The 22952-nt window shown below is 40.8% G+C and carries 22 protein-coding genes and 1 pseudogene; 9 read left to right on the top strand and 14 right to left on the bottom strand.

Features of this window, described 5'->3' with window-relative positions; translation table 11 throughout:
• Positions 1-78 precede the first annotated feature (78 nt).
• Both ric and AB8M93_RS01830 read right to left on the bottom strand, forming a co-directional pair.
• On the bottom strand, positions 79-798 hold the full coding sequence (gene ric, locus AB8M93_RS01835; protein ID WP_373055924.1) for an iron-sulfur cluster repair di-iron protein: 720 nt from the start codon (positions 796-798) through the stop codon (positions 79-81).
• Between the two features lie 198 nt (positions 799-996).
• Positions 997-1524, bottom strand: a pseudogene (locus AB8M93_RS01830) (DUF6920 family protein); the annotation flags it as partial.
• A gap of 294 nt (positions 1525-1818) precedes the next feature.
• Here AB8M93_RS01830 and AB8M93_RS01825 point away from each other — a divergent pair.
• The 4 genes from AB8M93_RS01825 (at position 1819) to pckA (ending at position 7024) form a co-directional block, all read left to right on the top strand.
• Positions 1819-2559, top strand: a complete 741-nt coding sequence (locus AB8M93_RS01825) for an energy transducer TonB (RefSeq protein WP_373055923.1) — start codon at positions 1819-1821, stop codon at positions 2557-2559.
• Positions 2560-2729: 170 nt separating this feature from the next.
• Positions 2730-3509, top strand: a complete 780-nt coding sequence (locus AB8M93_RS01820) for a universal stress protein (protein WP_373055922.1) — start codon at positions 2730-2732, stop codon at positions 3507-3509.
• A gap of 18 nt (positions 3510-3527) precedes the next feature.
• Positions 3528-5366 (top strand): SLC13 family permease, encoded by a 1839-nt coding sequence (locus AB8M93_RS01815; protein WP_373055921.1) that lies wholly within the window; start codon positions 3528-3530, stop codon positions 5364-5366.
• 26 nt (positions 5367-5392) lie between these two features.
• Entirely contained in the window at positions 5393-7024 is a 1632-nt protein-coding gene (gene pckA / locus AB8M93_RS01810; protein WP_373055920.1) for a phosphoenolpyruvate carboxykinase (ATP), read from the top strand.
• Positions 7025-7199: 175 nt separating this feature from the next.
• Here the strand turns inward: pckA and AB8M93_RS01805 are convergent, their stop codons facing one another.
• The 8 genes from AB8M93_RS01805 to AB8M93_RS01770 form a co-directional block, all read right to left on the bottom strand.
• Entirely contained in the window at positions 7200-7865 is a 666-nt protein-coding gene (locus AB8M93_RS01805; protein WP_373055919.1) for a DUF2490 domain-containing protein, read from the bottom strand.
• A 135-nt stretch (positions 7866-8000) separates the two neighbouring features.
• On the bottom strand, positions 8001-9596 hold the full coding sequence (locus tag AB8M93_RS01800; protein ID WP_373055918.1) for a type IV secretory system conjugative DNA transfer family protein: 1596 nt from the start codon (positions 9594-9596) through the stop codon (positions 8001-8003).
• 11 nt (positions 9597-9607) lie between these two features.
• Complete coding sequence (gene mobB / locus AB8M93_RS01795) at positions 9608-10636, bottom strand: MobB family relaxase (protein ID WP_373055917.1); 1029 nt, start codon at positions 10634-10636, stop codon at positions 9608-9610.
• Between the two features lie 12 nt (positions 10637-10648).
• A complete protein-coding gene (locus AB8M93_RS01790; RefSeq protein WP_373055916.1) occupies positions 10649-11038 on the bottom strand; it encodes a BfmA/BtgA family mobilization protein in 390 nt (129 codons plus the stop codon).
• A 420-nt stretch (positions 11039-11458) separates the two neighbouring features.
• Positions 11459-11908, bottom strand: a complete 450-nt coding sequence (locus AB8M93_RS01785) for a JAB domain-containing protein (protein WP_373055915.1) — start codon at positions 11906-11908, stop codon at positions 11459-11461.
• Positions 11909-11985: 77 nt separating this feature from the next.
• Positions 11986-12333: a single-stranded DNA-binding protein gene (locus AB8M93_RS01780; protein WP_373055914.1), complete on the bottom strand. Its 348-nt coding sequence runs from the start codon at positions 12331-12333 to the stop codon at positions 11986-11988.
• Between the two features lie 735 nt (positions 12334-13068).
• The gene (gene bamG, locus AB8M93_RS01775) at positions 13069-14313 is read right to left on the bottom strand and encodes a BamG family beta-barrel-assembly machinery protein (protein WP_373055913.1); all 1245 of its coding nucleotides are present in this window, start codon (positions 14311-14313) and stop codon (positions 13069-13071) included.
• Positions 14306-15607 (bottom strand): DUF4270 family protein, encoded by a 1302-nt coding sequence (locus tag AB8M93_RS01770; protein WP_373055912.1) that lies wholly within the window; start codon positions 15605-15607, stop codon positions 14306-14308. Before AB8M93_RS01770 ends, bamG begins: the two co-directional genes overlap by 8 nt.
• Positions 15608-15831: 224 nt before the next feature.
• Here AB8M93_RS01770 and AB8M93_RS01765 point away from each other — a divergent pair, with 224 nt between their 5' ends.
• The 5 genes from AB8M93_RS01765 (at position 15832) to AB8M93_RS01745 (ending at position 19907) form a co-directional block, all read left to right on the top strand.
• Positions 15832-16713: a DUF6268 family outer membrane beta-barrel protein gene (locus AB8M93_RS01765; protein WP_373055911.1), complete on the top strand. Its 882-nt coding sequence runs from the start codon at positions 15832-15834 to the stop codon at positions 16711-16713.
• A 3-nt stretch (positions 16714-16716) separates the two neighbouring features.
• Positions 16717-17703, top strand: a complete 987-nt coding sequence (locus tag AB8M93_RS01760) for a Kelch repeat-containing protein (RefSeq protein ID WP_373055910.1) — start codon at positions 16717-16719, stop codon at positions 17701-17703.
• A gap of 100 nt (positions 17704-17803) precedes the next feature.
• Positions 17804-18142: a DUF4907 domain-containing protein gene (locus AB8M93_RS01755; protein WP_373055909.1), complete on the top strand. Its 339-nt coding sequence runs from the start codon at positions 17804-17806 to the stop codon at positions 18140-18142.
• Positions 18143-18146: 4 nt separating this feature from the next.
• Positions 18147-19178: a sensor histidine kinase gene (locus AB8M93_RS01750; protein WP_373055908.1), complete on the top strand. Its 1032-nt coding sequence runs from the start codon at positions 18147-18149 to the stop codon at positions 19176-19178.
• Positions 19179-19907 carry a LytR/AlgR family response regulator transcription factor gene (locus AB8M93_RS01745; RefSeq protein WP_373055907.1) on the top strand — a complete coding sequence of 243 codons (729 nt, stop codon included), beginning with the start codon at positions 19179-19181 and terminating at the stop codon, positions 19905-19907.
• 250 nt (positions 19908-20157) lie between these two features.
• On the opposite strand, the gene AB8M93_RS01740 is transcribed toward AB8M93_RS01745, so the two are convergent.
• From AB8M93_RS01740 to AB8M93_RS01725, 4 genes are all read right to left on the bottom strand, one after another.
• A complete protein-coding gene (locus tag AB8M93_RS01740; protein WP_373055906.1) occupies positions 20158-20493 on the bottom strand; it encodes a single-stranded DNA-binding protein in 336 nt (111 codons plus the stop codon).
• A gap of 88 nt (positions 20494-20581) precedes the next feature.
• The gene (locus AB8M93_RS01735; RefSeq protein WP_373055905.1) at positions 20582-21430 is read right to left on the bottom strand and encodes a DUF4138 domain-containing protein; all 849 of its coding nucleotides are present in this window, start codon (positions 21428-21430) and stop codon (positions 20582-20584) included.
• Positions 21431-21441: 11 nt separating this feature from the next.
• Positions 21442-22365 carry a conjugative transposon protein TraM gene (gene traM / locus AB8M93_RS01730; RefSeq protein WP_373055904.1) on the bottom strand — a complete coding sequence of 308 codons (924 nt, stop codon included), beginning with the start codon at positions 22363-22365 and terminating at the stop codon, positions 21442-21444.
• 30 nt (positions 22366-22395) lie between these two features.
• On the bottom strand, positions 22396-22905 hold the full coding sequence (locus AB8M93_RS01725; RefSeq protein WP_373055903.1) for a conjugal transfer protein TraK: 510 nt from the start codon (positions 22903-22905) through the stop codon (positions 22396-22398).
• Positions 22906-22952 lie beyond the last annotated feature (47 nt).

Raw genomic sequence — 22952 nt, 5'->3', positions numbered from 1 at the left:
GCAAAACCTACTGCATTTTGCCTCCGGTTAATACAGCAGTTGTAGGTCAAGTCTAAAAGGCTGTAAATGTTTCGATTCTTATTGTAATTGTTCTTCCAGGTGCATCGCTTTTGGAAAAAGAATGTTATTTTCCAGGTGCACGTGTTGATGAAGATCCTGTTCAAATTCATCAAGCTTTGCAAAGAAAGCACGATAGGTATTGCAGGCTCCTTCCGGCGGAGTATAATTATTGCTGAGCTTTGCTATTTTTCTCAAGATCTCGCCCGCTTCTTCATGTTCTGCTTCCATCATTTTTATAGGATTGTCCACAGTACCAAAATTAGCTTTTGGCAATGCTGCTCCATCTTTTTTCGCCTTTACCAGTTTTTTAATAAAAGGAAAGAGAATAAGTTCCTCTTTACGTAAATGGCCGCTAAGTTCAGTAGCTACAAGAGCAAAAAGCTTTTGAATTTCCAGTAACTCGGGATCTCGATCGCCATGTACTTTGGCTACCTTAGCTGCATATTGGATGAGCAGTGGGATGTTCTCTTCTACATAAGAATGATGAACATTAATGATATGATCAGTTAAAAAGTCCAGTTCCCAGCTATTGTAATTTGTCGCACGATCCCTGCTTTGATCAACGTTAAGCAGATCCCTTTCTAAATCTTCAAAATTAATATTTGCCTTTTCACAGGCTCTTTGAATAGAGATTCCTCCTCCGCAGCAAAAGTCAATACCGTACTTCTTAAAAATATGGGCGGTTTTAATATTTTCAGTTACCAGATCGGCTACCGTTTTTGTTTCCAGCGTATTCATAACGTATGTTTTTAAATTTTCTACGTTACAAAGTTGAGCAATAGATACTCTTTAGTTTATGAGCCAAATCATATTAGCAATGAATAATTTTGGAGTTAGATAACAGATCACGCTTGCAGTGTCGAGAACTGGAGACCCGAGTGAGCAATTGATCTTAGAAAAGCTTAAAACCCAGACTTCCCTTAGCTAAAAAAGCTCTTATTTTATGTTATACTGGATATTTTTTACCCTCAGTTTTAGCCACCTCCAATCTTGATTTTCTAATAGCCAACTCACCTCACATTCCACGGGTATTTTAATTCCATTTTGGATTTCACTTTTGATCATCGACACAGTCCATTCTTTAGGAATAGTGTCTTTAATATCTTTATAACGCATGGCTACGAACTTTTGAAAATTACCATTTAGGTCAAAATGGAAAACACCCGAACCAGTTGTTCCATTATAATCCATTGTTGCCTGGGCAGAATTATCGTTTAATGGTTTCCAACTTATATAAGGACTCAAAGCGGCAGATGGAAACCAAACGATTTCAGCCAAATATCGCTGTAATGTTGCCTGATTTACTTTTTCATTATTTCCTGCATTTACAACGGGAATAAGAGAAAACACTTTGATTGCCATTTCCCCCTTTCCGTTTCCAAATTTATCTCTCCCGGTCACATTAATTAACGGATTCATTTTTAATTTAATTGGACAGTTAAAAGCAGGTGGGTCAGTGGTGAAATATTGTTTAGCTTAAAAATATTCTGGCTGAAAAAGGTTTCGCCTTTTTTTGAAAATTCCTTCATTAACTGACATATGTCATAGTCCCTCCTCATTGTACTTCTTAATTTTAATATGCTGTTTAGTAGGATATTTTTCAAAATACAGTTCGGTATTTGAAAATATTCCGGGCTTCCATCCTTCCTAATCAAGGATTTTTGTACTGGAGAAATAACATTGTTATAAACAAATACTAAAAGAACAAATTAAAGAATAATGCAATAACTGATTTGTAATTTTTTTAAAACATGCGCCATGGAAACCAAAAAAAATCCAAAAGCAGATCTTTCCAGGGGAAGTGTTATCTTCTTTCAGATTGGGCTCATTCTGATTCTATCATCGACTTATTTTGCCCTGGAATGGAGGACTTCTGAAAAAAATGATATTGAAAATTTAAAAATAGAAGTGCCTTATGAAGTCCAGGAAGAAATTCCAATAACTCAAATCACTACACCTCCACCTCCTCCCCCACCACCTCCTGTTATTCCGGAAGTGATTACAATAGTAGAAGATGAACTGGACGTTGAGGAGGACCTTATAACTTCCACCGAAAGCAGCCAGGAAGAAAAAATTGGAAAGGTGGTACAGGTAGCGGAGATTAAGGAGGAAAAGGTTGAAGAGGTGGTAGAACAAGTACCTTTTGTACTTGTTGAACACGTCCCTGTTTTTCCTGGTTGTGAAAACGAAAAGGACAATGAAGCAAAGAAAGCCTGTATGGCAAAGAAAATAGATGCTTTCGTTCAAAATGAATTTAATAATGAGATTGGTGCCGAACTGGGTTTAAGCGGGATTAATAGAATAATTGTTGTTTTTAAAATTAGCGAGAATGGGGATATAGTCGATATAAGATCAAGAGGCCCTCACAAACGCCTGGAAGAAGAAGCTGAACGGGTAATAAAATTATTGCCGAAAATGATACCCGGCAGACAGCGAAACAGGCCGGTGAGAGTATCCTATTCGTTACCTATAGTTTTTGATATACGTCAAAGGGTTTAATAGAAATATTTCAGGCTACTTAACTTCAATCGTTATCGGGATAACATGTTGAAATCAAACGCCTAAGAACTGACAACAGTCATATTTTCAGTAGAATTTCGCCGCTATATTTATTGCAATGCTCAGGATAAATCAGAAATCATCAAATTCCAATTATAAATCCACCAGTCATGGAAAACGTGCTAATTCCCTTCGATTTTTCCAAAGCCTCAATTAACGCTTTGGATTATGCGGTTGAATTTTCAACCGAAGACCCTTCTATTCTTCTTTATCTTCTTCACATGAAAGAAAAAGATACAGATGAGAAAGAAATTCAGGAAAAACTGGAAAATGTTGTATCTAAATATAAAAAATCTTTAACACCAAAAATCCAGGTTCTGGTACGCAGTGGAGATTTAATTCCCTCCATACTCAAAATACAGGAGGAATTGAAAATTGACCTGGTGATTATGGGTACTAAAGGAGCTGAAACTGGTGAAGAAAATATAGCCACAAAAACTTCAAAATTTGTACAGGAAGCCGATCTTCCGGTTTTGGTTATTCCTGAAAACACCAAACACTTTCAATTAAAGACTATTATCCTTACCCTTGGCAAAGAAAAAATAGCTGATAAAGAGGTTTTATTCACTTTGCTTGAAGTCTCCCGTAGGTTTAAGGCTGAAGTTCATATTCTCACCATTGATAAAGATAAATCTGCAATGGGTTATTCCGAAGATGATGAGGGCAATGAAAATACCCTGCAGTATTTTCTGGAAATGTTTTATTCTCATCATTCCTTCCTTGAAAATGAAGATATCGAGAAAGGCATAATGGAATATCTGGATGCCCATAAGGTTGATATGCTGGCGATAATGCCAAATACTCATTTGGAAAACGGAAATGCTTCTGAAGGAAAACTCACCAGGATATTAACCTTGCATACTCAAACTCCCTTACTGGTGCTCGATTAGTAACTAAAGCCTTATAAAATGTATATCCTCCTAATTATACTTGTGATCACTCTGGGGATGTTTATATGGGATAAATATCCGCCAGATGTCGTAGCATTAATGTCTATGCTCGCACTTTTCCTAACCGGAATTCTGAACCTCCCGGAAACCCTTAGTGGGTTTAGCAATCCAACGGTAATTATGATAGCCGCCTTGTTTATAATAGGAGAAGGACTTTCCAGAACCGGTTGGACTGCCCTTGCCGGTAAAAAATTCGTAGCCATGGCTAAAAAGAGCACCAACAGGCTGCTTATACTTATAACCTTAGGATCTGGAGTTCTTTCGGGATTTGTCAGCAATACCGGCGCGGTTGCAGCCTTGATGCCCATGACAGCTTCTGCAGCCTGGAATGCCGGCACCATACCTTCTAAATTACTTATTCCAATGGCGTACGGCTCAAATACCGGCGGGCTTTTGACTTTAACCGGTACTCCCCCTAATATTATTGTCAGCAATGCGTTGGCGCAGAATGGTTTTGAAGGCTTTTCCTTCTTTGAGTTTAGCCTTATCGGGGTACCGCTACTTATTGTTACGCTATTATACTTCAGGTTCTTTGGACATAAGCTATTGCCTGAAAGAGAATCTGCAGGCAGGCCGGCTAATATTGATTCTGAAATGCATAAGTGGATTGAACATTTTAGTATTGGGGATAATCTTTATCGCCTAAGAATAAGATCTATGTCCCAGCTTTTGAATACCAGGATAAAGGATTGGAACCTGGAGGATAAATACAATATCTCTATCGTTAGGTTACGCAGGAGGCATCCAAATCCATTTAAAGGAATTCATTCTTATGTTGAGTTCCCTGTACAGGAAACCAAATTGCTTTATCACGATATTATTACCGTTAAAGGAAGTGCAGAAGCAGTAGATAAGCTTATTTTATTATTCAACCTGGACATTATCCCTTCCCCTCCTGATGAGAAAGGACTGAAAGAAGAACTTATCAATCAAGATGTTGGAATGGCAGAAATGCTGGTAACTCCAGGTTCCCGACTTGTTGGGGAGAATATTGGTATAGGTCGCTATCTTCAGAAAAGTGATATTCAATTGCTTGGAGCAAACCGCGGCAGTAAAGCTTTAAAAGACAGTAATATTAGGATACAGGCTGGAGATGCACTTTTGGTAAGAGGCTCCTGGGAAAATATTGAATCCCTTAAGGCCATGCATGAAAACCTGGTGATAGTGGGCAGTCCCGAGAACATGAGCAAAGATGTAGATGTTTTAGGCCTAAAATCCTACATCGCAATGGGCGCCTTACTAGCCATGATACTTTTGCTTGTACTCGATGTTTTCCCCGGTGCGGTTGCTGCCTTAGTTTGTGCGGGAGTGGTGATGTTGACCGGATGTGTTCCCATTACCAAAGCCTACAGCAATATTAGCTGGACCAGTGTGGTAATGATTGCCGCCATGATACCAATGGGTGCTGCACTGGAAAAAACCGGCCTGGCACAAATTACCGCCGGGGCACTTGTAGATAGTCTGGGGCAAATACATCCAACAGCCCTGCTGGCCGGATTCTTTTTAGTGACTTCTGTATTTAGCCAGGCGATCAGCAATTCTGCCACTGCCATTTTGATGGCACCAATTGCACTTATTGCCTCTACCACTTTAGATGTTTCACCGGCACCATTTTTAATAACTGTCGCCATCAGCGCTTCTACTGCCTGCCTTACCCCTGTGGCCACACCTACCAATGCCATGGTAATGTCTGCAGGCAACTATAAATTTGCGGATTACTTTAAAGTAGGAGCTCCCCTACTTTTATTGATGTTTGCTACCACCATTCTACTGGTTCCGGTAATCTGGCCTTATTAAAATAAACTAATTTAAAATCAACTATTATGGAAAATGTTCTCAACCATCCAAAAGCCAGAAATCTTAAAAAGTATGGTTTAAAGGATAACTTGATACAGTGGAATCTCAGCGGAGAAGAACTTCAGAAAATCACTGTCGAAAAAGGCATGGGCAGGGAAACCGAAAATGGCACTCTTGCTGTAAATACCGGGCGGTTTACCGGAAGATCTCCACAGGACAGGTTTCTTGTTCAGGACGATTACACCAGCAAAGTCTGGTGGGGAAAAATAAACAAACCCATTTCCCCCGAAAATTTTGATTTGTTGTATGACAGAGTGACCGCTTATCTTTCAGGCAAGGAAATTTACGTGCATGACGGATATGTTTGTGCGTATGCTGAATACCGGCTAGACGTAAGAACCATCACCGAATATCCCTGGTCCAACTTCTTCGTAAAGAACATGTTTTTGAGGTTTAACAAAGAACAACTGGAAAATTTCGAAGAAGACTGGCTGGTTTTATGTGCTCCTGGTTACCTTGAAGAAAATCCTGAAAAATACGGTTTGCGCCAGGGCAACTTCAGCATTCTTAACTTCACCAAAAAAATTGCCCTTGTTGCAGGCTCTGCATATACGGGAGAAATGAAAAAGGGTATTTTTTCAGCATTGAACCTTATTCTTCCTCTCGAAAAAGATGTACTTCCAATGCACTGCTCTGCCAATGTTGGGAAAGACGGTGACACGGCTATTTTCTTCGGACTTTCGGGTACCGGGAAAACCACCTTATCCGCAGATCCCGAAAGAAAGCTGATTGGGGATGATGAACACGGCTGGACCCCAAATGATGTGATATTTAATTTTGAAGGTGGTTGTTATGCCAAGGTGATTGGCCTGACTGAAGAAAACGAACCCGATATTTACCGCGCCATTAAACCGGGAGCACTTCTTGAAAATGTGGTTTTTAAAGAAGGCTCCGGCGAAGTTGATTATTTTGACAGCAGTATTACCCAAAACACGAGGGTAAGTTATCCAATAGATCATATTAAGAATATCCAGGAGGATTCTTATGCTGAAAATCCGCAAAATATTTTCTTTCTTACCTGCGATGCTTTTGGAGTACTACCTCCAGTCTCCAAACTCACTCCAGGCCAGGCCGCGTATCATTTTATTTCCGGTTACACCGCCAAAGTTGCCGGTACTGAAGCGGGAATTACGGAACCAGTTCCGTCATTTTCCGCCTGTTTTGGCGAGCCCTTTATGCCTTTGCATCCTACTGTTTATGCTGAAATGCTCAGTGAAAAAATGCAGGAAGCAAATGTTAATGTATGGCTTATAAATACCGGCTGGAGTGGCGGCCCTTATGGCGTGGGCTCCAGGATTAAATTGAAATATACCCGAAGCATGATCTCTGAAATCCTGAAAGGCAATCTACAGGATGTAGATTATGAAACCCATCCTATTTTCGGGTTAAAAATGCCAAAATATTGTCATGGCGTACCTTCTGAAATGCTAAACCCGATCAACACCTGGCTTCAGAAAGGAGCTTACATTCAAAAGGCTATTCAACTGGCTCATTCCTTCCATCTTAATTTTGAAAAATTCGCCCCTAAAGCTACTCAGGAGATTGTAGCAGGAGGTCCATTGATTGATGAGCATCACAAAATACCTTCGGATCTATAGAAGTCTGAAGGCCGAATGAAAAGACCGCAATGCTTCTTTTTAAGACTGCGGTCTTTTTTATTGATGCTTAGCTAAAGTACGAAAATATTATCCTAGTAAATTTAGAAATTATAGCTAAAAATCATTTACATCAAAACCGACACATTTGAATTTTTCATAAGCAATAAAAGTTACTTCAACTTTTCCTTAGATCGGTATTAAAGATGATTGCTATCCGAACTCTGTCATAAGATGCCGTGTTGAAATCATTTTTAAAGTAGCCCAATTCCATTTTGTAATTTGGGCTAAACCCATACCCAATTCCCAGGTGTAAACGGTTTTGATTGAAATACGGCTTTTCCAGCATGATAAAAACTTCATCAAAGGCTGTCGCATAAAGTTTTTTGTAAACAGGATATTGTAAACGTAACCTATACCTTGTGCGGTGACCAAAGCTATGTTCAGAATTTTGACTGGTCCAGATAGTTTCCAGGCGGTAACGGTGAGAGAGACCAAGTTTCCCGTAGGCATTCTTCAGCACCAGCTCCTCAAAAAGCCTGTTTTGATCTTTTCCAGAAGCTGCTGAGCCATCAAAGGGTTTTGAATGAAAATAATCGTAGCCCAGAGTAGCCTGTACCATGGGATTGAACCTATAACTTAAACCGGTTCTGGCCAGCACAAATTGAAAATCTTCATAAACACGATAATGTTGAAGAATAGTGATAGTAGGAATACTCCATTTTTCAGAAATTTTGTGCTGACCAGAAATAAGCGTCCAGGAGCCCACCATATTTTCCGGATTTTGAGCTGAAATAATTAGAAAGCAAAAAAGGGAGAGAGGGGTAAAAATCTTTCTTTTCATGGCTAAAGATTTTGTACTATAAAGATACTCCATTTAGCCCATTTTTACTGCTGTTTGCAAGAAATAATGATGTATAAAATCCTAATATAGACGCTTTATATTCAGGAGGAAAATTTTGTGCTAATATTACCCAGACTAGCTTTCAAACATATCTTTTATGTCGGCAAATATTCCATCAAAACATTTCCTTACATCATCTGGCGGCACCTCTTCCCGGTTGAACAAGGCCCTGTCTATCCCTCTAAGCTTAAAATCAAGAACCTTTTCCTCCCCATCCGCATAAACAACAAACTCTCCTGGCTTTAATGCAAAGAACCGGCTTGCCCTGATCTTTGCCACCTCCCGCTCTCCTGTTGTCACGCGGGTATCAAAAGCAAGACTATGACTACGATTTACACTGGTGGTAGGTTGTTTTACCAATTCGAAAAAGCGCTCATAGTACCTGGCCGTATCGGGATCATTAGCCTTTCCGAAAAACTGGTAGCTTAGATTGCTTAAAATAGCCTTACTGGCCTTTTCCCCGTACATGAGGTCGTTCTGGATTTTATCCTGCATCACGTAAAGCGTGGCGATGTCGTAACTGCGAAGGGTAGCCGGGACCCGGTGCATATTGAGGAGCCGAATGGTCGGGGCCTCTTCCATCAGTACAAACGAAGATTCCCGGTTACGGGTACTCATTTGTTTAATAATGGTATGCATGATGGTGGCGATAATTGGGGAATATGCGGCGTCATACTTAGGATTATTGACCATGGAGATTACCGCGGGATTTTCGGGATTATTGATATCCAGGGGCACTTCATCCCCGGAGAGTACGTAAAAGATCTTTTCGGTGGTAATTTTCTTAAGGGCATTGGCCAGGGTACTTTTTACCCCTGCGGTTTGCCGTTCGGAATCCTTGCCCTGGATAAAAGCACTGGCCATTGCTTTGGAGGTCTGGTTCCCGGAGAGAAAGGCAATCAGGCTATCGGTATCCAGCAGCTGGTATATGGCAATCAGGTGCGGCAGCGTGCAATACTCCTGGTAATCCGTGCGCAGGCGCCAGATAATCCCTCCTATCAGGCCTTCCACGGCATCATTAAAGAATTTGGAAGAACCGAAACCGCCGCTTTCTTTCTGTTCCAGCAGGTTTTCCAGTAATACCCGGGAAACTTCATTGACGCTTTCCTCGTTGGGCAGGTAATGCGGGGCAATGGGATTGACCCGGTGTACGATCTTATCAAAGGAAATGATATAGAGCGGCACATCGCTATCCTTATACAGCGGGTACGCCATTTCGGTCAGTTCAAAATCCTTATAATCATGGATGACCCCGGAGAAGTTATACCTGCGAAAATGTTGCAGAAAAGGATAAACCACGCTTTCCGTTTTTCCGCTCCCGGCGGCCCCTATAATGGAGACGCCGCGGCGCACATTGGCAATAGAAAATTTTCCTTTAGCAGTCTTAAAGTTTACCCGGTATTTCTCCTCCACGTTTTCATCAAAAGCTTCTTTTCCGAAAAAAACGTAAAGGGCGGTGTTGATCAGCAATAACGGGCAGCCATAGCAAAGGGTGAGTCGCAAGCTCTCTCCTTCCGGGTACCGGAAGCTTAACAGCCATAACAACGACCCCAGCAGCAAAAGGTTTAGCCAGAAACCATATTTTGAATATTTAAGCAGGGCCAGAAAGCCTCCCCCGGCAAAACACCATAGGGAAAGGACCACTAAAGGATGAAAAAGATCTACAAGCATAATGATTTAATTTATATACCGATTGAACCTGATTTAATAGCAATATCGACTCCCCGCTTAAGGCTCTTAAAAACCTTCAGGGCAAGCTGTACTTTGTTGGTGGGGATAGCAGGAAGATTAGGAAGACCGGAAGCACGAAGCATTTGGAATGCGATCCGTTTTTCAGGAGTGGGTAATTTTGTTAATTGATGCAGATAACTTTTAGGCTGCTGCAGAAACATTTTCCGGGCCTTGTAGGATTCCACAAAGTTTCTCTGGTAACCGAATTGGCGGTCAAACACCTTTTCTGCCTGTTTAAAAAAATGATTCCGGTCAAAACCTCTTTGCACCATTTTTCCGTTCATCATTACCCCGGAAGCTTTGTATTTACTGCCCGGGGAGAGACTATAGCGGTTGGAGGCATCTTTACGACTGATGATAATATGAATATGCGCCTGGTTGCCTTCTTTGGGCATGCCCTGGGTAATCCGCTGCCCGTTTAGCTGGTGCGGCGCTTCACGTTCCAGCTTATCGATTTGCTGCTGCAGGGATTTAAGATCTCCGGTGGTTTCCCCCTGCCGGATACGCCGCATGTCGTTTTTAAGCTCCAGGATACGGGTGGCATACGGCTGGTTTTCTTTGATCTTCCAGTCCGTTCCTTTATAGGTTCGCTGTGTTTCCAGCTTGGCAAAATACTTAAGATCATTCACGTTGACCGGCCTTCCCTCGATTTCCCGGTTAAAAGATGCGGCGTAGGCTTTCATAACTTCCCGGGTATATTCCTTCAGCTGCTCATTGGATTGTAATTGTTTCAGCTCGTAGGCACTGGGATTTAAGGTAATGGAATAGAACTTGGGTTCCGAATTTTTAAGTTTCGCGGTATTGCCGTCGATTTCTTTAATAACCGTCTCCGGGGTAACCCGGTCTTCATCCTGGTTAAAAAAGAATTCCTGCGCTTCCGGGGATTTGCCTTCATTTTCCTTTTCCAGGTAACTGACGAACCCGCTGCTGCTTTTCGGGAAGGAGCCACCGGTCTTCTGTGGAGAGATTGTAATGTACATGAGCTTAAGTATTTAATTATTTGATTTCTTTTCACGAAACTGTACCGGTTCCTCTTTTGCCTGGAACTTCTTTTCTTTGAATTTCGGCTGGGAAGGCGTGTGCTCCTCTTCGAATAAAGACTGCAACATCAGGGTGGTGGGTTTGGTCTGGTTTTTTTCGATACTGCGCACGATGGCGATCAGGGCATCGATACGTTTTTTAACCAGGCGCTCCAGGGTTTGCATATGCGGGCCCAAATTCTCTTTGGGAGAAAGCTGGTTGGTCTCAAAAAACTCCAACATCAGCAGCAGGGTCATCGATTGGGAGCAGCCCAAATGCCGGGCATATTTCCTGAATTTCCGGCCTACCGAAGCTTTAAGCTTAAAAGTTTCAAAAGGCTCTTTTTGGTGTGAGGTATCCATCTTTTAGTAAAAATTCGAACGGGAACATTGGGCTGCCGGCATTTTTTAGTAAAAAACCAGCTTCTTATCTCTGTACCAGGCACTTATAGTTAATCGTAAATAATTGACAATCATTTACTTATGATTTTAAAAAGGACCCGTAACATCGCGCAGCGTGTTACCCTCTTGCTTGTCCTTTTTCCCCGGCGGGCCGGATCAAAAATGCCACGATTTCCCTGTCGGCAAACCGCTACTGGTTTAGGAATTTCGTTCCCATTCTATGTTGAACTTATGTTACCGGCACCTTTTGAAAGTCAGAAAAAACGGCGCCTTCTTTGTGAAGATCGGAGTGTAAAAAAGTCAATTCAATATAGTCAATTTTAAATGAACCATCATATAAAATTAGAAAAAACCGCTACTTTGGAAGCAGCGGTTTAGGTGTTACAAAATTCCTTCATCGGCAAAGCTAAAATAACTGCCATCGGGAGTAATAATAAGGTGGTCCAGCAGCCTTATATCAAGAAATTCGCCGGCGCTTTTAATTTTCCGGGTCAGGCGTTTATCATTTTCACTGGGCTTTAAAGTTCCCGAGGGATGGTTATGGGAAATGATCATCGCCGTGGTTAATGACTTCAGCGCCACCGCAAAAACAATCCGCACATCCACCAGGGTTCCGGTAATCCCTCCTGTGGAGACTTCAAATATCCCTTTTACCCTGTTGGCATTATTAAGCAGCAGGATTTTAAAGCATTCGTGAAGGGCGATATGGTCTTTATTCCACTGGTTAAAAAGCAGTTCTTTAGCGCAAAGGGAGGAGCTGATCTTGGGAGCTTCTTTTACTTTCAAATTCCCCCTGTACTTTATCGAAATTTCGTTAACTTTAGATTTCATAGGTAATTACATTATAGTTAATAATGAAAAGAGGGCGGAAATAGAATGGGTTCTAACCGCCCTCTTAATTTTATTGCCTATTCATTGGCTGTATTCCCTCCAAGCAGGAGGATTTCCCCGGCAATAATTTCAGTCACATACCTTTTGGTGCCGTCCGCAGTTTCATAAGAGCGGGAAGTAAGTTTACCTTCAACGGCGATTTCTTTGCCTTTGGACACGTACTTCTCCACAATTTCGGCGGTTTTTCCCCATGCCACGATATTATGCCACTGGGTATCCTGTACTTTCTCACCACCTGAGGTGCGGTAAAAATCATTGGTAGCGATAGAAAAACCGGCTACTTTTTTGCCGCTTTCAAGGTTTTTGATTTCAGGAGTGTTTCCAACATTCCCGATCAGCTGTACTTTGTTACGTAGATTACTCATAATTGAAAAATTTAAATTAAACATTGATTTACTTATTGTATCCTGAGCGTTTTCCCTTTTTTGTTTTTTTGGATGCGCTTCCTTTTTGATGTTTTTGTACGATTTCATAAGAGTCATTTTAGATTTACTTCCCGTAGAGCCGTCGCTGTTACCTTTTTTGTTGCTGATACATTTTACAGGATTTAGAATTAGGGAGCACTTATAAAAAGGAGGCACGACTGGCTTATGCAGTGCGTCTAACTTCTAAATCCTGGTATCTTTGCCAACAAAAAAAGGGAAGTACAGTGATGGGCCGGTAGTAAGGCTAAAGGCTCCCGGAGAAGTACCAACACACAGGAAGCGCAGCCAAATGCAAGTATGGAAATTTCCAACCGGGATTAATCTCCTTGCGGTTTTGGCTTGAAGTGAAGTGCTCCAATTCTGAAAATGGCAAGCTGGAGCATGGAACGTAAAGACGAAACGAGAAGTTTCTTAACCTCTAAACGAAGTGATTCCCGCCCTGCGTAGCTTTTCCTCAAGAGATTGGAGAATACTTAGCTTCTTTGGAGAAGTTAAAGAGGTCTATACCAAAGTTATTTGAAATAATAATTCAGACTATCTCTTTCTGTTGTCTTCAAACCAAGTAGGTTTCAAGTACTTAATGCATTTTAAAAAAAGCACAACTGCTTTACAGTAAATTTAAGGGTGTTGATACTTTATTTATCAATATCTTAAGAATGACTTTTTACTTCACCTTTAATTAAATTTTAGCTGCTGGAACCAAAAATCCTGTAAGCTGATATTAAGGGTTAACAGATGGTAATTTTCCTGAATAAGCCCATTGTTTACCTGCCCTTTCCTGCCATAGGAATATGTTAGGTTAAACATGGAAGCGGTGCCGGTTTTAACAGGTAAGCCAATTCCCAGGCTTAAGCCATAACTATTTACTTTGTCTTCATTAACCCTCAGGTAGCCGGAGTTATAGTTGAACCCGGCGCGGTACTGGATGTAATTGGTATATTTAAGAGGGTTTCCCCCTGGAATTAATTCCAGGCCGGCACTTATAATATCCTGGTCTGTAAAAGAGCCAAGTTCATCTGTTTGGCCGGTGGCATCCCAAAATTCCCTCTTATAATCTACATAGAAGGAAAGGTTTCTTCTGATTTTGGCATTTATTCCCAATCCAAGTTCCAGTGGGAGTTTAAAATTATCAATATTATTATCTTCTGTTGTACTGTTAATTAGCGTGGAGCTATAATATTGGTATACTTCCTGATCCTGTTCTGCGCCAAGACTTGCAGGTAAATTAATCGTGGAGCCAAGAGAGAATTTCTCAGACAGATCGTATTGCATACCTAATCCCAGCCTCATCCCGCTATATCGGTTTTCTTCCTTTATTTCAAGGATATTGGTGCCAATATAATCAGTTTCATCTTCAGTTATTTTTCCAAACAGGAGGGATCCTGTGGCACCTATTCTAAAAGATGGGGAAAGGGAATAGCCATAATTCAGTTTAAATTCATTTAACCCGCCGTGACCCTCTATATAAGTGTAGAAATTTTCCTGGGACCCTTCTATAGCCGTTTCGATAGCGGAAACAGAATATCCCACGTTGGTATATGGGATAAGGCTTAACCCAATCCCCGATTTCTCATTTAATGCGAGGGCAAAAGCAAGATTGGAAAAATTCCCGTTCGTTTTTACTTCTTCACTGCTCCCTTCATTTAATGTTGTAATTTCATACTTCAGGCCAATGTCATAAAAGAAGCTTTTGGAGGGAATTGCACCATAAGAAGCCGGATTTAAATTGTTGATTTCTGTAGCCGAAGGCAAAGCTATCCCGGTATTCCCTAAAGCATTGGTTTTTCCTGTACTTAAATTATTGGAAACTCCTAATCCATATAAAGAATAAGGCGAATTGGAGAGCAGGTTGGATTGTGCCTGCAATCCCGAGATAATAATCAGGCAAATTATAAGTGACAGGGGCAATGGTTTATTCATCGTAAACAGCATATATTAATTCCAGTTTGAGTTTTAAAGAAGGGGCCGCTTTTTCTCCGTAAATAATATACCGGTCTACAGAAGAAGCAAACTCCTGGGGATACATTGCTAAATACCATTTGTCACCATTATAGGTCGTAGCTTTGGTATCCAGATAATATTTTAGGGGTATAGTATAAGTTAGGATATTATACTCCTCATGCTCTTCAGCAATTCTACCATACACGGTATTGCCGTTATAGTCCACCAGGTTTTCTAAAACCTCAGAACGTTGATTAATAATGTAAAACTGAAGAGAATCCCTTGTGGTAAGTTCAGCTTCTTCCCGGGTTTGTTTGAGTGAGACTTTTAAATTCGCTTCTATAATAGCACCAGTCCCGGCAATATCGTTTAATCTTTCAAGGCTAGGGAAATCTAAGCGGGTGGCAATTCCGGTACCACTTTGTATATAACTTTTGTCTTCTGTGGTAGTGCTGGAAAGATAATCTTCCTGATCTTCAATATCTTCAAAGAATGTACCGCTAAAACTGGAAGCTATATGATGGAAGCTGTTTGTAAAATTAAAAGCGAAGTCTAAGTGGCGTTCATCATCTTCGGTTTCCGATTCAATTGAATAATATATCCTTAAGTAACTTTCTTTGGAAAACCCAAGAATTGCCGTATTGGAATCGTCGGAAGAAATTACCAGTCCCGGGTATTCCCGCAAAAATTCGTCAGAACTATTAATATCATTATCCCGTAGTTTTTCAAACATTGTCCTTCCGTAATCATCATTCACGTTTATTTGAATGGAGTCCCTGATGTGGGGGAGAGGATTAAATAATTTTTCTCCAAGATAATTTTCCGCAGCATTAAAAGTGGTAGTGTTGTAATAATAGTCTTCTTCAGGTTCTATATCTTCTAAAACCTCGGCAACCATAAATTTTTGTAGAGGAATGGTGTCATTATAAGTGTAACCATCATATTTTAAAATAAGCGCTATGGAATCAAATTCAGCATCATTGTCCAGAGTGTAGGTGTTATTGGAAAGCTGCACATAGGATTCGGCACTGGTACGGCCAAAAACAGGATCATCGTAGGAACCAATAAGGAGACGGTTTGTGCCTGAAACAGGAATAGAATCGAATTTAAAAGTTGAAGAAAGCACGCTCAGAGTATCTATAGACATTACCTTGGTATTACTGCTGGTCCAGTCTTCGCCAATAGCAGAGTAATCATCCTGATTGCAGGAAATAAACGTCAGCAATAGGAAAAAGCAGGATAAGCTCAATTTCACATTCAAACTATTCTTCATAAACGATGAATTTTTAGCGAACCTACTTCAACAGACTTTCTAAATAAAAATACTTATATAAGTGCTGTGTTTTTCCCGACCGGCTTCCTGTTTTCCTCTATGAATACATAGCATTAGTGTTTATCGGCAGATATTTCTTACTCATATAGAAAAAGCCCTGTCTCGTCTAATTAATTTTCCTGTGGAAAAAAGCCCGTGTAGTTTTGGCCAAACTTTAAATCCTAATGCGAAAAAAACTTGTGATGATTCTTATGATTGGTATAGGGACTAAATCATTCTGCCAGCTTCGGGAAGGGGTTTTTGAAATGAATTACCTTCTTTATCCCAATGGAAGTGATAATGTAAGTTTTAATAAGACAGGGCTTACGAGTTTTTTTAGCTATGACTTTAATCAATGGACGATAAAAAATACTACTGCTTTTAAATATTATCAGCTTACCTATCCCGCGAAAACCAGTTTTAATACAGATGCTTTAAATAATCTTTATAACCTTCGCAATACCATTGGCTTAAATTATAAACCCACAAAGCAATGGGAGCTTTATGCTGAAATGGGCATTGGGCTGGCATCAAATTTTCACGCCGGTCTTTCTACTGAAGATGTATTGCTTACAGGTGGTGGGTATTTAACAAGAAAATGGGGGGAAGAAGCTAAACCTTCCGGCCTTAGTCTTGGAGCCGGATACTATACCTATTTTGGCAAACCTGAAATTTATCCTGTGGTAAGTTATTTTACCTGGTTAGGTAACGATTTATCTATTGAGGCAGGTTTTCCAAAAAGTGAAATTGCCTACCATTATAAACAAGACCACCTGTTTAAAGCTAATCTCGATTTTAGAGGTGTTTATGTAAATCTAAGTGGAGGCCTGGTACCAGATACACGAAATACGGCTGAAAAGGCTGAAATAAATACCGGAAGCCTTGGACTGGAGTATGAATATCGTATGGACGATACCTGGTCATTCAGTCTGGGAGGAGGCTATATGCTTAATAGTAATTATAATTTAAATGATTCTGAAGGAGAGGAATTGTTCAGTTTCAATATTAACGAAAAGCCGTTTTTTACAACCGGTGTGAAATTCAATATAAAAACCAAATCAAATTAAAAAATGATAAAGAACAGAAGTTATATTATTCAATTATGCCTTTTGGGCTTACTGCTCGGTGGTTGTTCGGGTGATGATGACGAGGAAGAAAGAGGCAACTGGGTAGCCCGTTCGGTTTTTGACGGGGTGCCAAGGAGCAATGCAGTTTCATTTGTAATTGATGGAAATGGATATATTGGTACAGGTTACGATGGAGACGATTATCTCGCTGATTTTTGGGAGTATAATATAGAAGGCAATTACTGGATTCAGAAAGCCGACTTTCCCGGGGAGGCAAGAAGTTCTGCAACAGGATTTGCAATTAATGATCTCGGTTACATAGGTATAGGCTACAATGGGGAAGAAGAATTAAGTGATTTTTATGAATATAATGCATCTGCCAATATCTGGGAAAGGAAAGCAGATTTCTCAGGTGGTCCCAGGCGTGCAGCTATAGGTTTTGGGATGGAAAGTACAGGATACATAGGTACCGGTTATGATGGTGAAAATGATAAAAAGGATTTTTATAAGTACGATCCTTCTATAGACGAATGGTCAGAGCTGGTAGGATTTGGCGGCGATAAACGCAGGAATGCCACAACGTTTACCATAGATGGCCTTGTCTACATTGGAACCGGAGTTAGTAATGGGCTTTATAAAGATGACTTTTGGATGTTTGACCCACAGACGGAGGTGTTTACCCGCTTAAATGATTTAGATGAGGATGACGATTATTACATCACCAGGGCTAATGCCGTAGGCTTTAGCCTTGAGGGGTTGGGATACATAGCCACGGGATATACCGGGGGTGCGGTTTCGAGTATATGGGAGTATGAGCCTGCAGGTGATACCTGGGAAGAAATCACCCAGTTGGAAGGAACCGTAAGGCAGGATGCCGTGAGTTTTTCTACCGGTGAAAGGGCCTTTGTTTTACTTGGCAGGTCTGGAAGTTTATACCTAGATGATATTTACGAATTATTTCCTCAAGAGGAATATGATGATGAAGATTAAGTTAGTTGGTTTTTATTTTTAGTTTGTTTAGTAGAAAACCCAAGGCATTTTTAACTGTGCCCTCCGTTAGATGCTTTGGGTTTTTAAAATTTTTAAAATTATGCTTTTTAAGTTAGGTTACCGCATTTTATTTAGTTTAGTCCTTATTTTCATTATTGTTGCTGGTACAGTAAAATGGGGATCCACTGTTGGGAAAGATAATCTTAGTGTAGTGGTTTTCAAAGGTGACAATGGCTACGGTTACAGTATAAATGCGGAAGGTAAACCTTTAATAAAACAGGAATATATTCCGGCTATAGAAGAAAAAATTTCTTTTTCTACCGCCACAGATGCGGAGAAGGTAGGTTGTATGGTTCGAGCAAAATTAAGAAGGAGAATAAAACCTAGTATTAGCTGTGGAGAGCTAAAGAAATTAGGGATATATATAAAACAGAATTGAACATATGGCAAACAGCTTCTTAAAGGATAAGAAACAGGTACTGGTGGTGCATACTGCCGTGTGGCTCGTTTTTTTTATTATTTGTCTTTTACAAATATACTCCGGTAACGGAGATATTGCATTGCGCCTCGTGGTGATTCTTGGAATAAATTTTATTGTTTTTTATGTGAATTATCTTTTTTTGGTACCACATTTTTTGTTGAAGAAGAAAACCTTCGCTTACCTTCTATTAGCGGCTGTGTTAATTGCACTACCCGTTTTCGTTCAATTTTATAACCCACCTGGACCGCCTCCACCTGCACCGCCTGAAGGTTTTCCTATGAACAGGGGACCTCGAATACCTTTTCATTTTTTTATTCCCTTTATTGTAAATCTTGCTTTTGTGGTTGTGGGAACTTCCATAAAAATGTATTCTGAATGGAATCAGAATGAGATAAAAAAGAAAGAAATAGAAAACCAGAAAAGTAAAACGGAATTACACTTTCTAAAAAATCAGCTAAGTCCACATTTTTTATTTAATAGTCTTAACAGTATTTATTCACTATGTGTCAAAAAATCTTCCGATGCTCCCGAAGCTGTAATTACACTTTCTGAACTAATGCGATATATGCTGTACCAAACAAATACTGATGTTGTTCCGCTTAAAGATGAACTGGAGTATATTCAAAATTTTCTCAAATTGCAGCGCATACGGATAGCGAACAATGAAAATGTTACGTTAAATATCAAAGGGCCGGTTACCGATCAGAAAATAAGGCCGCTGTTACTTATTTCCTTTATTGAAAATGCCTTTAAATACGGAACAGATTTCAGAGGGAATACTGAAGTAAAAATTGCTATTCTTGTAGAACCGAAACGTTTAAGGTTTAGCTGTGTAAATTTGATAGGACGTGAAAAAGCAGGTAGTGAGAATGCGGGAATTGGGCTTGCCAACACTAAAGAAAGATTGAATCTTTTATATCCGGATAGGCATTTGCTGGAGATTTCTGAAGAAGAAAACCGATTTGTTGTAAATTTGGTTTTAGAATTAAGCTAGATGAAGTGCATAATAATAGATGATGAACCGCTTGCGATAGAAGTGGTGGAATCATATCTTGAACAGGTGGGCGATGTAGAAATCATCGCTAAATGCACCAATCCGTTGCAGGCGATTCAGGTTTTGAATAAGTACAAAATAGATTTGGTTTTTTTGGATATTGAAATGCCAAATTTAAACGGGATAGATCTAGTAAAAAGCATAGATAATCTTCCGCAATTCATTTTTACAACAGCTTATCCCCAATATGCATTGGATGGCTTTAATCTTAATGCCACAGATTATCTGGTAAAACCAATCCCATTTCACCGTTTTCTGAAGGCGATTTCTCGTGCCAGGGAAAAATTTGAATCCGGAAAAATTTTAGATATGGAGCATCGGGGTATGAAAAACATGTCTTCCCCGGCGGTAGAAGATGATTTCATATTTGTAAAGGCCGAATATGAAAAACTAAGGATAAACCTTAAAGATATCAAATATATTGAAGGCCTTAAGGATTACATAAAGATCCATTTGCAGGATCAGGCCAAACCCGTACTCACCTTGTCTAATTTCAGGGAAATCCTGGAAAAACTGCCATCCTACAGATTTTTAAGGGTTCACCGCTCTTACGTTGTGAATTTAGATTTTATTACAGCTATGCAAAAATCCCGTATACTTCTCAGCAACACAAAAATACCAATAGGAGAAACTTACAAATCGGCTGTCCTAAGACGACTAAAGCTTTGATCTACAGGTCCCAATAGGATGGAAATGCCGATCAAGAGCTTTAATCCATCCTACAAACTACACCCATACTTTTAATATTCCCTAGGAATGTGATATACCAGAATAGCTAATTTCAAACCTTTTTACGTTGAGTTTTCCATGTGACCATTTGAAACTTCCATTCTCAGTTTTATCTTAATCTTCTTAATATATGTAAAGGGGGAGGTACTTTGGATAAATCCCCCCTTCTTTAGCCTGTATTTAAACATTATTACCCCTTACCTATCAGGAGAATTTCTCCCGCAATGATTTCAGTCACATATTTTTTGGTGCCGTCTTCGGACTCAAAAGAACGGGAAGTCAGTTTTCCTTCAACGGCAATTTCTTTGCCTTTAGATACGTACTTCTCCACAATTTCGGCGGTTTTTCCCCAAGCCACGATATTGTGCCACTGGGTATCCTGCACTTTCTCTCCACCTGAGGTGCGATAAAATTCATTGGTAGCGATGGAGAACCCGGCTACCTTTTTGCCACTTTCCAGGTTCCTGACTTCAGGAGTATTTCCTACATTCCCGATTAGCTGTACTTTATTACGTAGATTACTCATAATTGAAAAAATTTAGATTAAAAATTTAGTTTTTACTTTATAACAGACCTGGCTTGTCGCAATAGGATCTCATATTTGCACCTCGATTTTACTTATTTGTGGTATATTTAGCTGCATTCTTCCCATTGATATGCTTTGTGAGAAGTTTTAGCTCAATATTCCTTGCCCCGTGCTTCTCAAAAAGCCTGACCAGTACTTCATTATTATTGGGTAAAGTGAACTTGGGCAGTACCACGACAAAACGATCTGTTGTTCCCGCCAGGACTTTTTCCGGAAAGCTATAAGTATACTTTTTTTCCAATGGGAGGCTTTGCATGGACTTTCGTTTCCCCTGCTTTCTGGTGCTGACATAAAAATCAAGCTGATCAGGTTCATAGCTGATCCCGGAGCGATTCTCTATTTCCATGACCACGAAAAAATTTTCACTAAAAAACACAATATCGTTTACCCGCAGTACCACGTTGGATTTCTTCTGCCGCCGAAGCGTTCCTTTTGCCCTATTGAGAAAATGTTCCGAAAGCCGTTCCAGGTAGGGAGAAGACTCAGCCTTAGCAGTTGCCCCAGTATCCTTCTTTACAGAAGCTTCACGACCCACCGCATCCTTACCGGTAAACAAATAATAGAAATGCTGCAGTTCTTCCCGGAACTTTAGTACAAAGGAAAAGATATTTCCCTGCTGATCAATTACAAACAGGTTGCTTACCACTCCTGCTTTGGCCTGCAGCAGCCCAAAATACTGCGGCCGGTCTTTGTTATAAGTAAAAACCATGTGAGGAGCCCCGGTAACCGCCTGGCGAATTGGAGCCGGGAAGAAGAGGGCAACCTGCTGGTGATCATTAGCATAGAGGGTATCAGGAGTCCGGTGCGACTGCGCATAAATTAAATTGCCGCAAAGCAGTATAAAGATGTCTAGAAGAAGGGGTGCTAAAGTTTTCATAGGAATAAATTTTAGAGTTCCGGTTTAAGCAGTAACTGGTAGCGATCGCTAATGCTTACCTTAATATTGCGGTTATGTTTTTGAAACAGCCTGCTAATACCACTGACCTGTGGCAGGCTGGGAATATTGATTTCCCCCAACGCGTCATCCAGGATTTCCCGCGAAGCCTCTGCCCGGAAGTTATATTCCACGTAGATCCCTTCGCTGCCATCCTGGACATCGTATGCCTTCAGGGAAACAGGCCGATGCATGACCTGCTCGATATTTACCATCACCCGGTTGGCTGCAAAACTTACAAACCCGTATAACGGGGTAAGCCGTGGCAGGTACTTTCCTCCTATCCGGGCAGGTTCCATCAGCCGCAGGCGGAGGCGGGAATTTGCCCTGGCCACCTGTTGCCCGTCCACAAAGACCCAAATCACCGAATCCATTTTACCACCCACTGTATTGTTATTCACAATAGTACTGCTAAAAAACAGCTCCTGGGCCAGGGCCAGTTCCATTGTGGAAGTTCCTTTGGATGTATCTGCTTCCGCTATACCAACCTCATGTGTTCCCGGAAAAGCAGCTGTTATACTATCTTCAGCATTTTCACGGTTAAAGCTCCAGGACTCCATGGTCCAGGCTTGTTGTGGAGGTAAGGAATCGGTGGATTCCCCTTTTTGACCCTCCGACCGCTCCTGCTGTTCTTCTTCCATCTCATCATAAAGGCTTGGCGCCAGGGATGGCTTTTTCTCCCGGAGATCGTTGATGGCATTAAGCCTGGAATCGTAGGATTTGGTTTCCTCCTTCAACTGCGGCACTTCGGGGTCCGAAATTGTTTCCTGCTCCTGTTCTTGGTCTCCTCCAAAAACCACCAGGCAATAGGAGATAATAAACCCAAGGACACAGATCAGCACGGAGCCGAATACCACTTTCTTCTTATCGATTTTCATGTTTTTTGTTTTATGGTTTTATTTAAACTTCTATTGCGCAGGCATTTTCCGCAGGCGCTTCTCAAAGAAGTCCGTGATCAGAAGGCCATGGGTATTCTGGGGAAACTGTCGTTCTACCGGCAGCAGTTTTCCAGTGGTAATCAGTTCATAGGTATCTTCAATACTGCCCCGGTTAATGCGAAAAACCGTACGGGTGCTAAAAGGATAAGGTGCCTGGTCCAGCTCCACTTCCGACTCCACGGTATCGATCTGCTGGACAAGGGCATATTGCAGGATGCGGTTATATACCCCATCAGCTCTTTTCTGGCGATACACGTTATCCACGGAACTATTCCCAAGCCACAGCGCCTTCTCAAGCCGCTGCTCGTAGGTAGCCGGGGATAAGCCGTAGAAATAACGATGAAACAATTCCAGGTGCGCCAGGGCTTCCACTTTAAGGTTATCCCGGCGCAGCTGCCAGCTCAGGGGGATAACTTCCCCCCTGGTGTTAATGGCAAAAGCATGCTCCACTGTATATATTAATATAGAACTACCCCACATTTCAATTTAAAAGTATACCACTTATTACCAACTTGAACGTCCAACCA

Origin of the sequence: Autumnicola aciditolerans (assembly GCF_041679265.1) — a bacterium.
GTDB lineage: Bacteria > Bacteroidota > Bacteroidia > Flavobacteriales > Flavobacteriaceae > Autumnicola.
Note: the sequence above shows the minus strand (reverse complement) of the source record. Positions and strands in the feature narration are given on the sequence as shown.

Coding starts and splice junctions, on each gene's coding strand:
- ric (WP_373055924.1), bottom strand. CDS start 798: ATGAATACGCTGGAAACAAAAACGGTAGCCGATCTGGTAACTGAAAAT.
- AB8M93_RS01825 (WP_373055923.1), top strand. CDS start 1,819: ATGGAAACCAAAAAAAATCCAAAAGCAGATCTTTCCAGGGGAAGTGTT.
- AB8M93_RS01820 (WP_373055922.1), top strand. CDS start 2,730: ATGGAAAACGTGCTAATTCCCTTCGATTTTTCCAAAGCCTCAATTAAC.
- AB8M93_RS01815 (WP_373055921.1), top strand. CDS start 3,528: ATGTATATCCTCCTAATTATACTTGTGATCACTCTGGGGATGTTTATA.
- pckA (WP_373055920.1), top strand. CDS start 5,393: ATGGAAAATGTTCTCAACCATCCAAAAGCCAGAAATCTTAAAAAGTAT.
- AB8M93_RS01805 (WP_373055919.1), bottom strand. CDS start 7,865: ATGAAAAGAAAGATTTTTACCCCTCTCTCCCTTTTTTGCTTTCTAATT.
- AB8M93_RS01800 (WP_373055918.1), bottom strand. CDS start 9,596: ATGCTTGTAGATCTTTTTCATCCTTTAGTGGTCCTTTCCCTATGGTGT.
- mobB (WP_373055917.1), bottom strand. CDS start 10,636: ATGTACATTACAATCTCTCCACAGAAGACCGGTGGCTCCTTCCCGAAA.
- AB8M93_RS01790 (WP_373055916.1), bottom strand. CDS start 11,038: ATGGATACCTCACACCAAAAAGAGCCTTTTGAAACTTTTAAGCTTAAA.
- AB8M93_RS01785 (WP_373055915.1), bottom strand. CDS start 11,908: ATGAAATCTAAAGTTAACGAAATTTCGATAAAGTACAGGGGGAATTTG.
- AB8M93_RS01780 (WP_373055914.1), bottom strand. CDS start 12,333: ATGAGTAATCTACGTAACAAAGTACAGCTGATCGGGAATGTTGGAAAC.
- bamG (WP_373055913.1), bottom strand. CDS start 14,313: ATGAATAAACCATTGCCCCTGTCACTTATAATTTGCCTGATTATTATC.
- AB8M93_RS01770 (WP_373055912.1), bottom strand. CDS start 15,607: ATGAAGAATAGTTTGAATGTGAAATTGAGCTTATCCTGCTTTTTCCTA.
- AB8M93_RS01765 (WP_373055911.1), top strand. CDS start 15,832: ATGCGAAAAAAACTTGTGATGATTCTTATGATTGGTATAGGGACTAAA.
- AB8M93_RS01760 (WP_373055910.1), top strand. CDS start 16,717: ATGATAAAGAACAGAAGTTATATTATTCAATTATGCCTTTTGGGCTTA.
- AB8M93_RS01755 (WP_373055909.1), top strand. CDS start 17,804: ATGCTTTTTAAGTTAGGTTACCGCATTTTATTTAGTTTAGTCCTTATT.
- AB8M93_RS01750 (WP_373055908.1), top strand. CDS start 18,147: ATGGCAAACAGCTTCTTAAAGGATAAGAAACAGGTACTGGTGGTGCAT.
- AB8M93_RS01745 (WP_373055907.1), top strand. CDS start 19,179: ATGAAGTGCATAATAATAGATGATGAACCGCTTGCGATAGAAGTGGTG.
- AB8M93_RS01740 (WP_373055906.1), bottom strand. CDS start 20,493: ATGAGTAATCTACGTAATAAAGTACAGCTAATCGGGAATGTAGGAAAT.
- AB8M93_RS01735 (WP_373055905.1), bottom strand. CDS start 21,430: ATGAAAACTTTAGCACCCCTTCTTCTAGACATCTTTATACTGCTTTGC.
- traM (WP_373055904.1), bottom strand. CDS start 22,365: ATGAAAATCGATAAGAAGAAAGTGGTATTCGGCTCCGTGCTGATCTGT.
- AB8M93_RS01725 (WP_373055903.1), bottom strand. CDS start 22,905: ATGTGGGGTAGTTCTATATTAATATATACAGTGGAGCATGCTTTTGCC.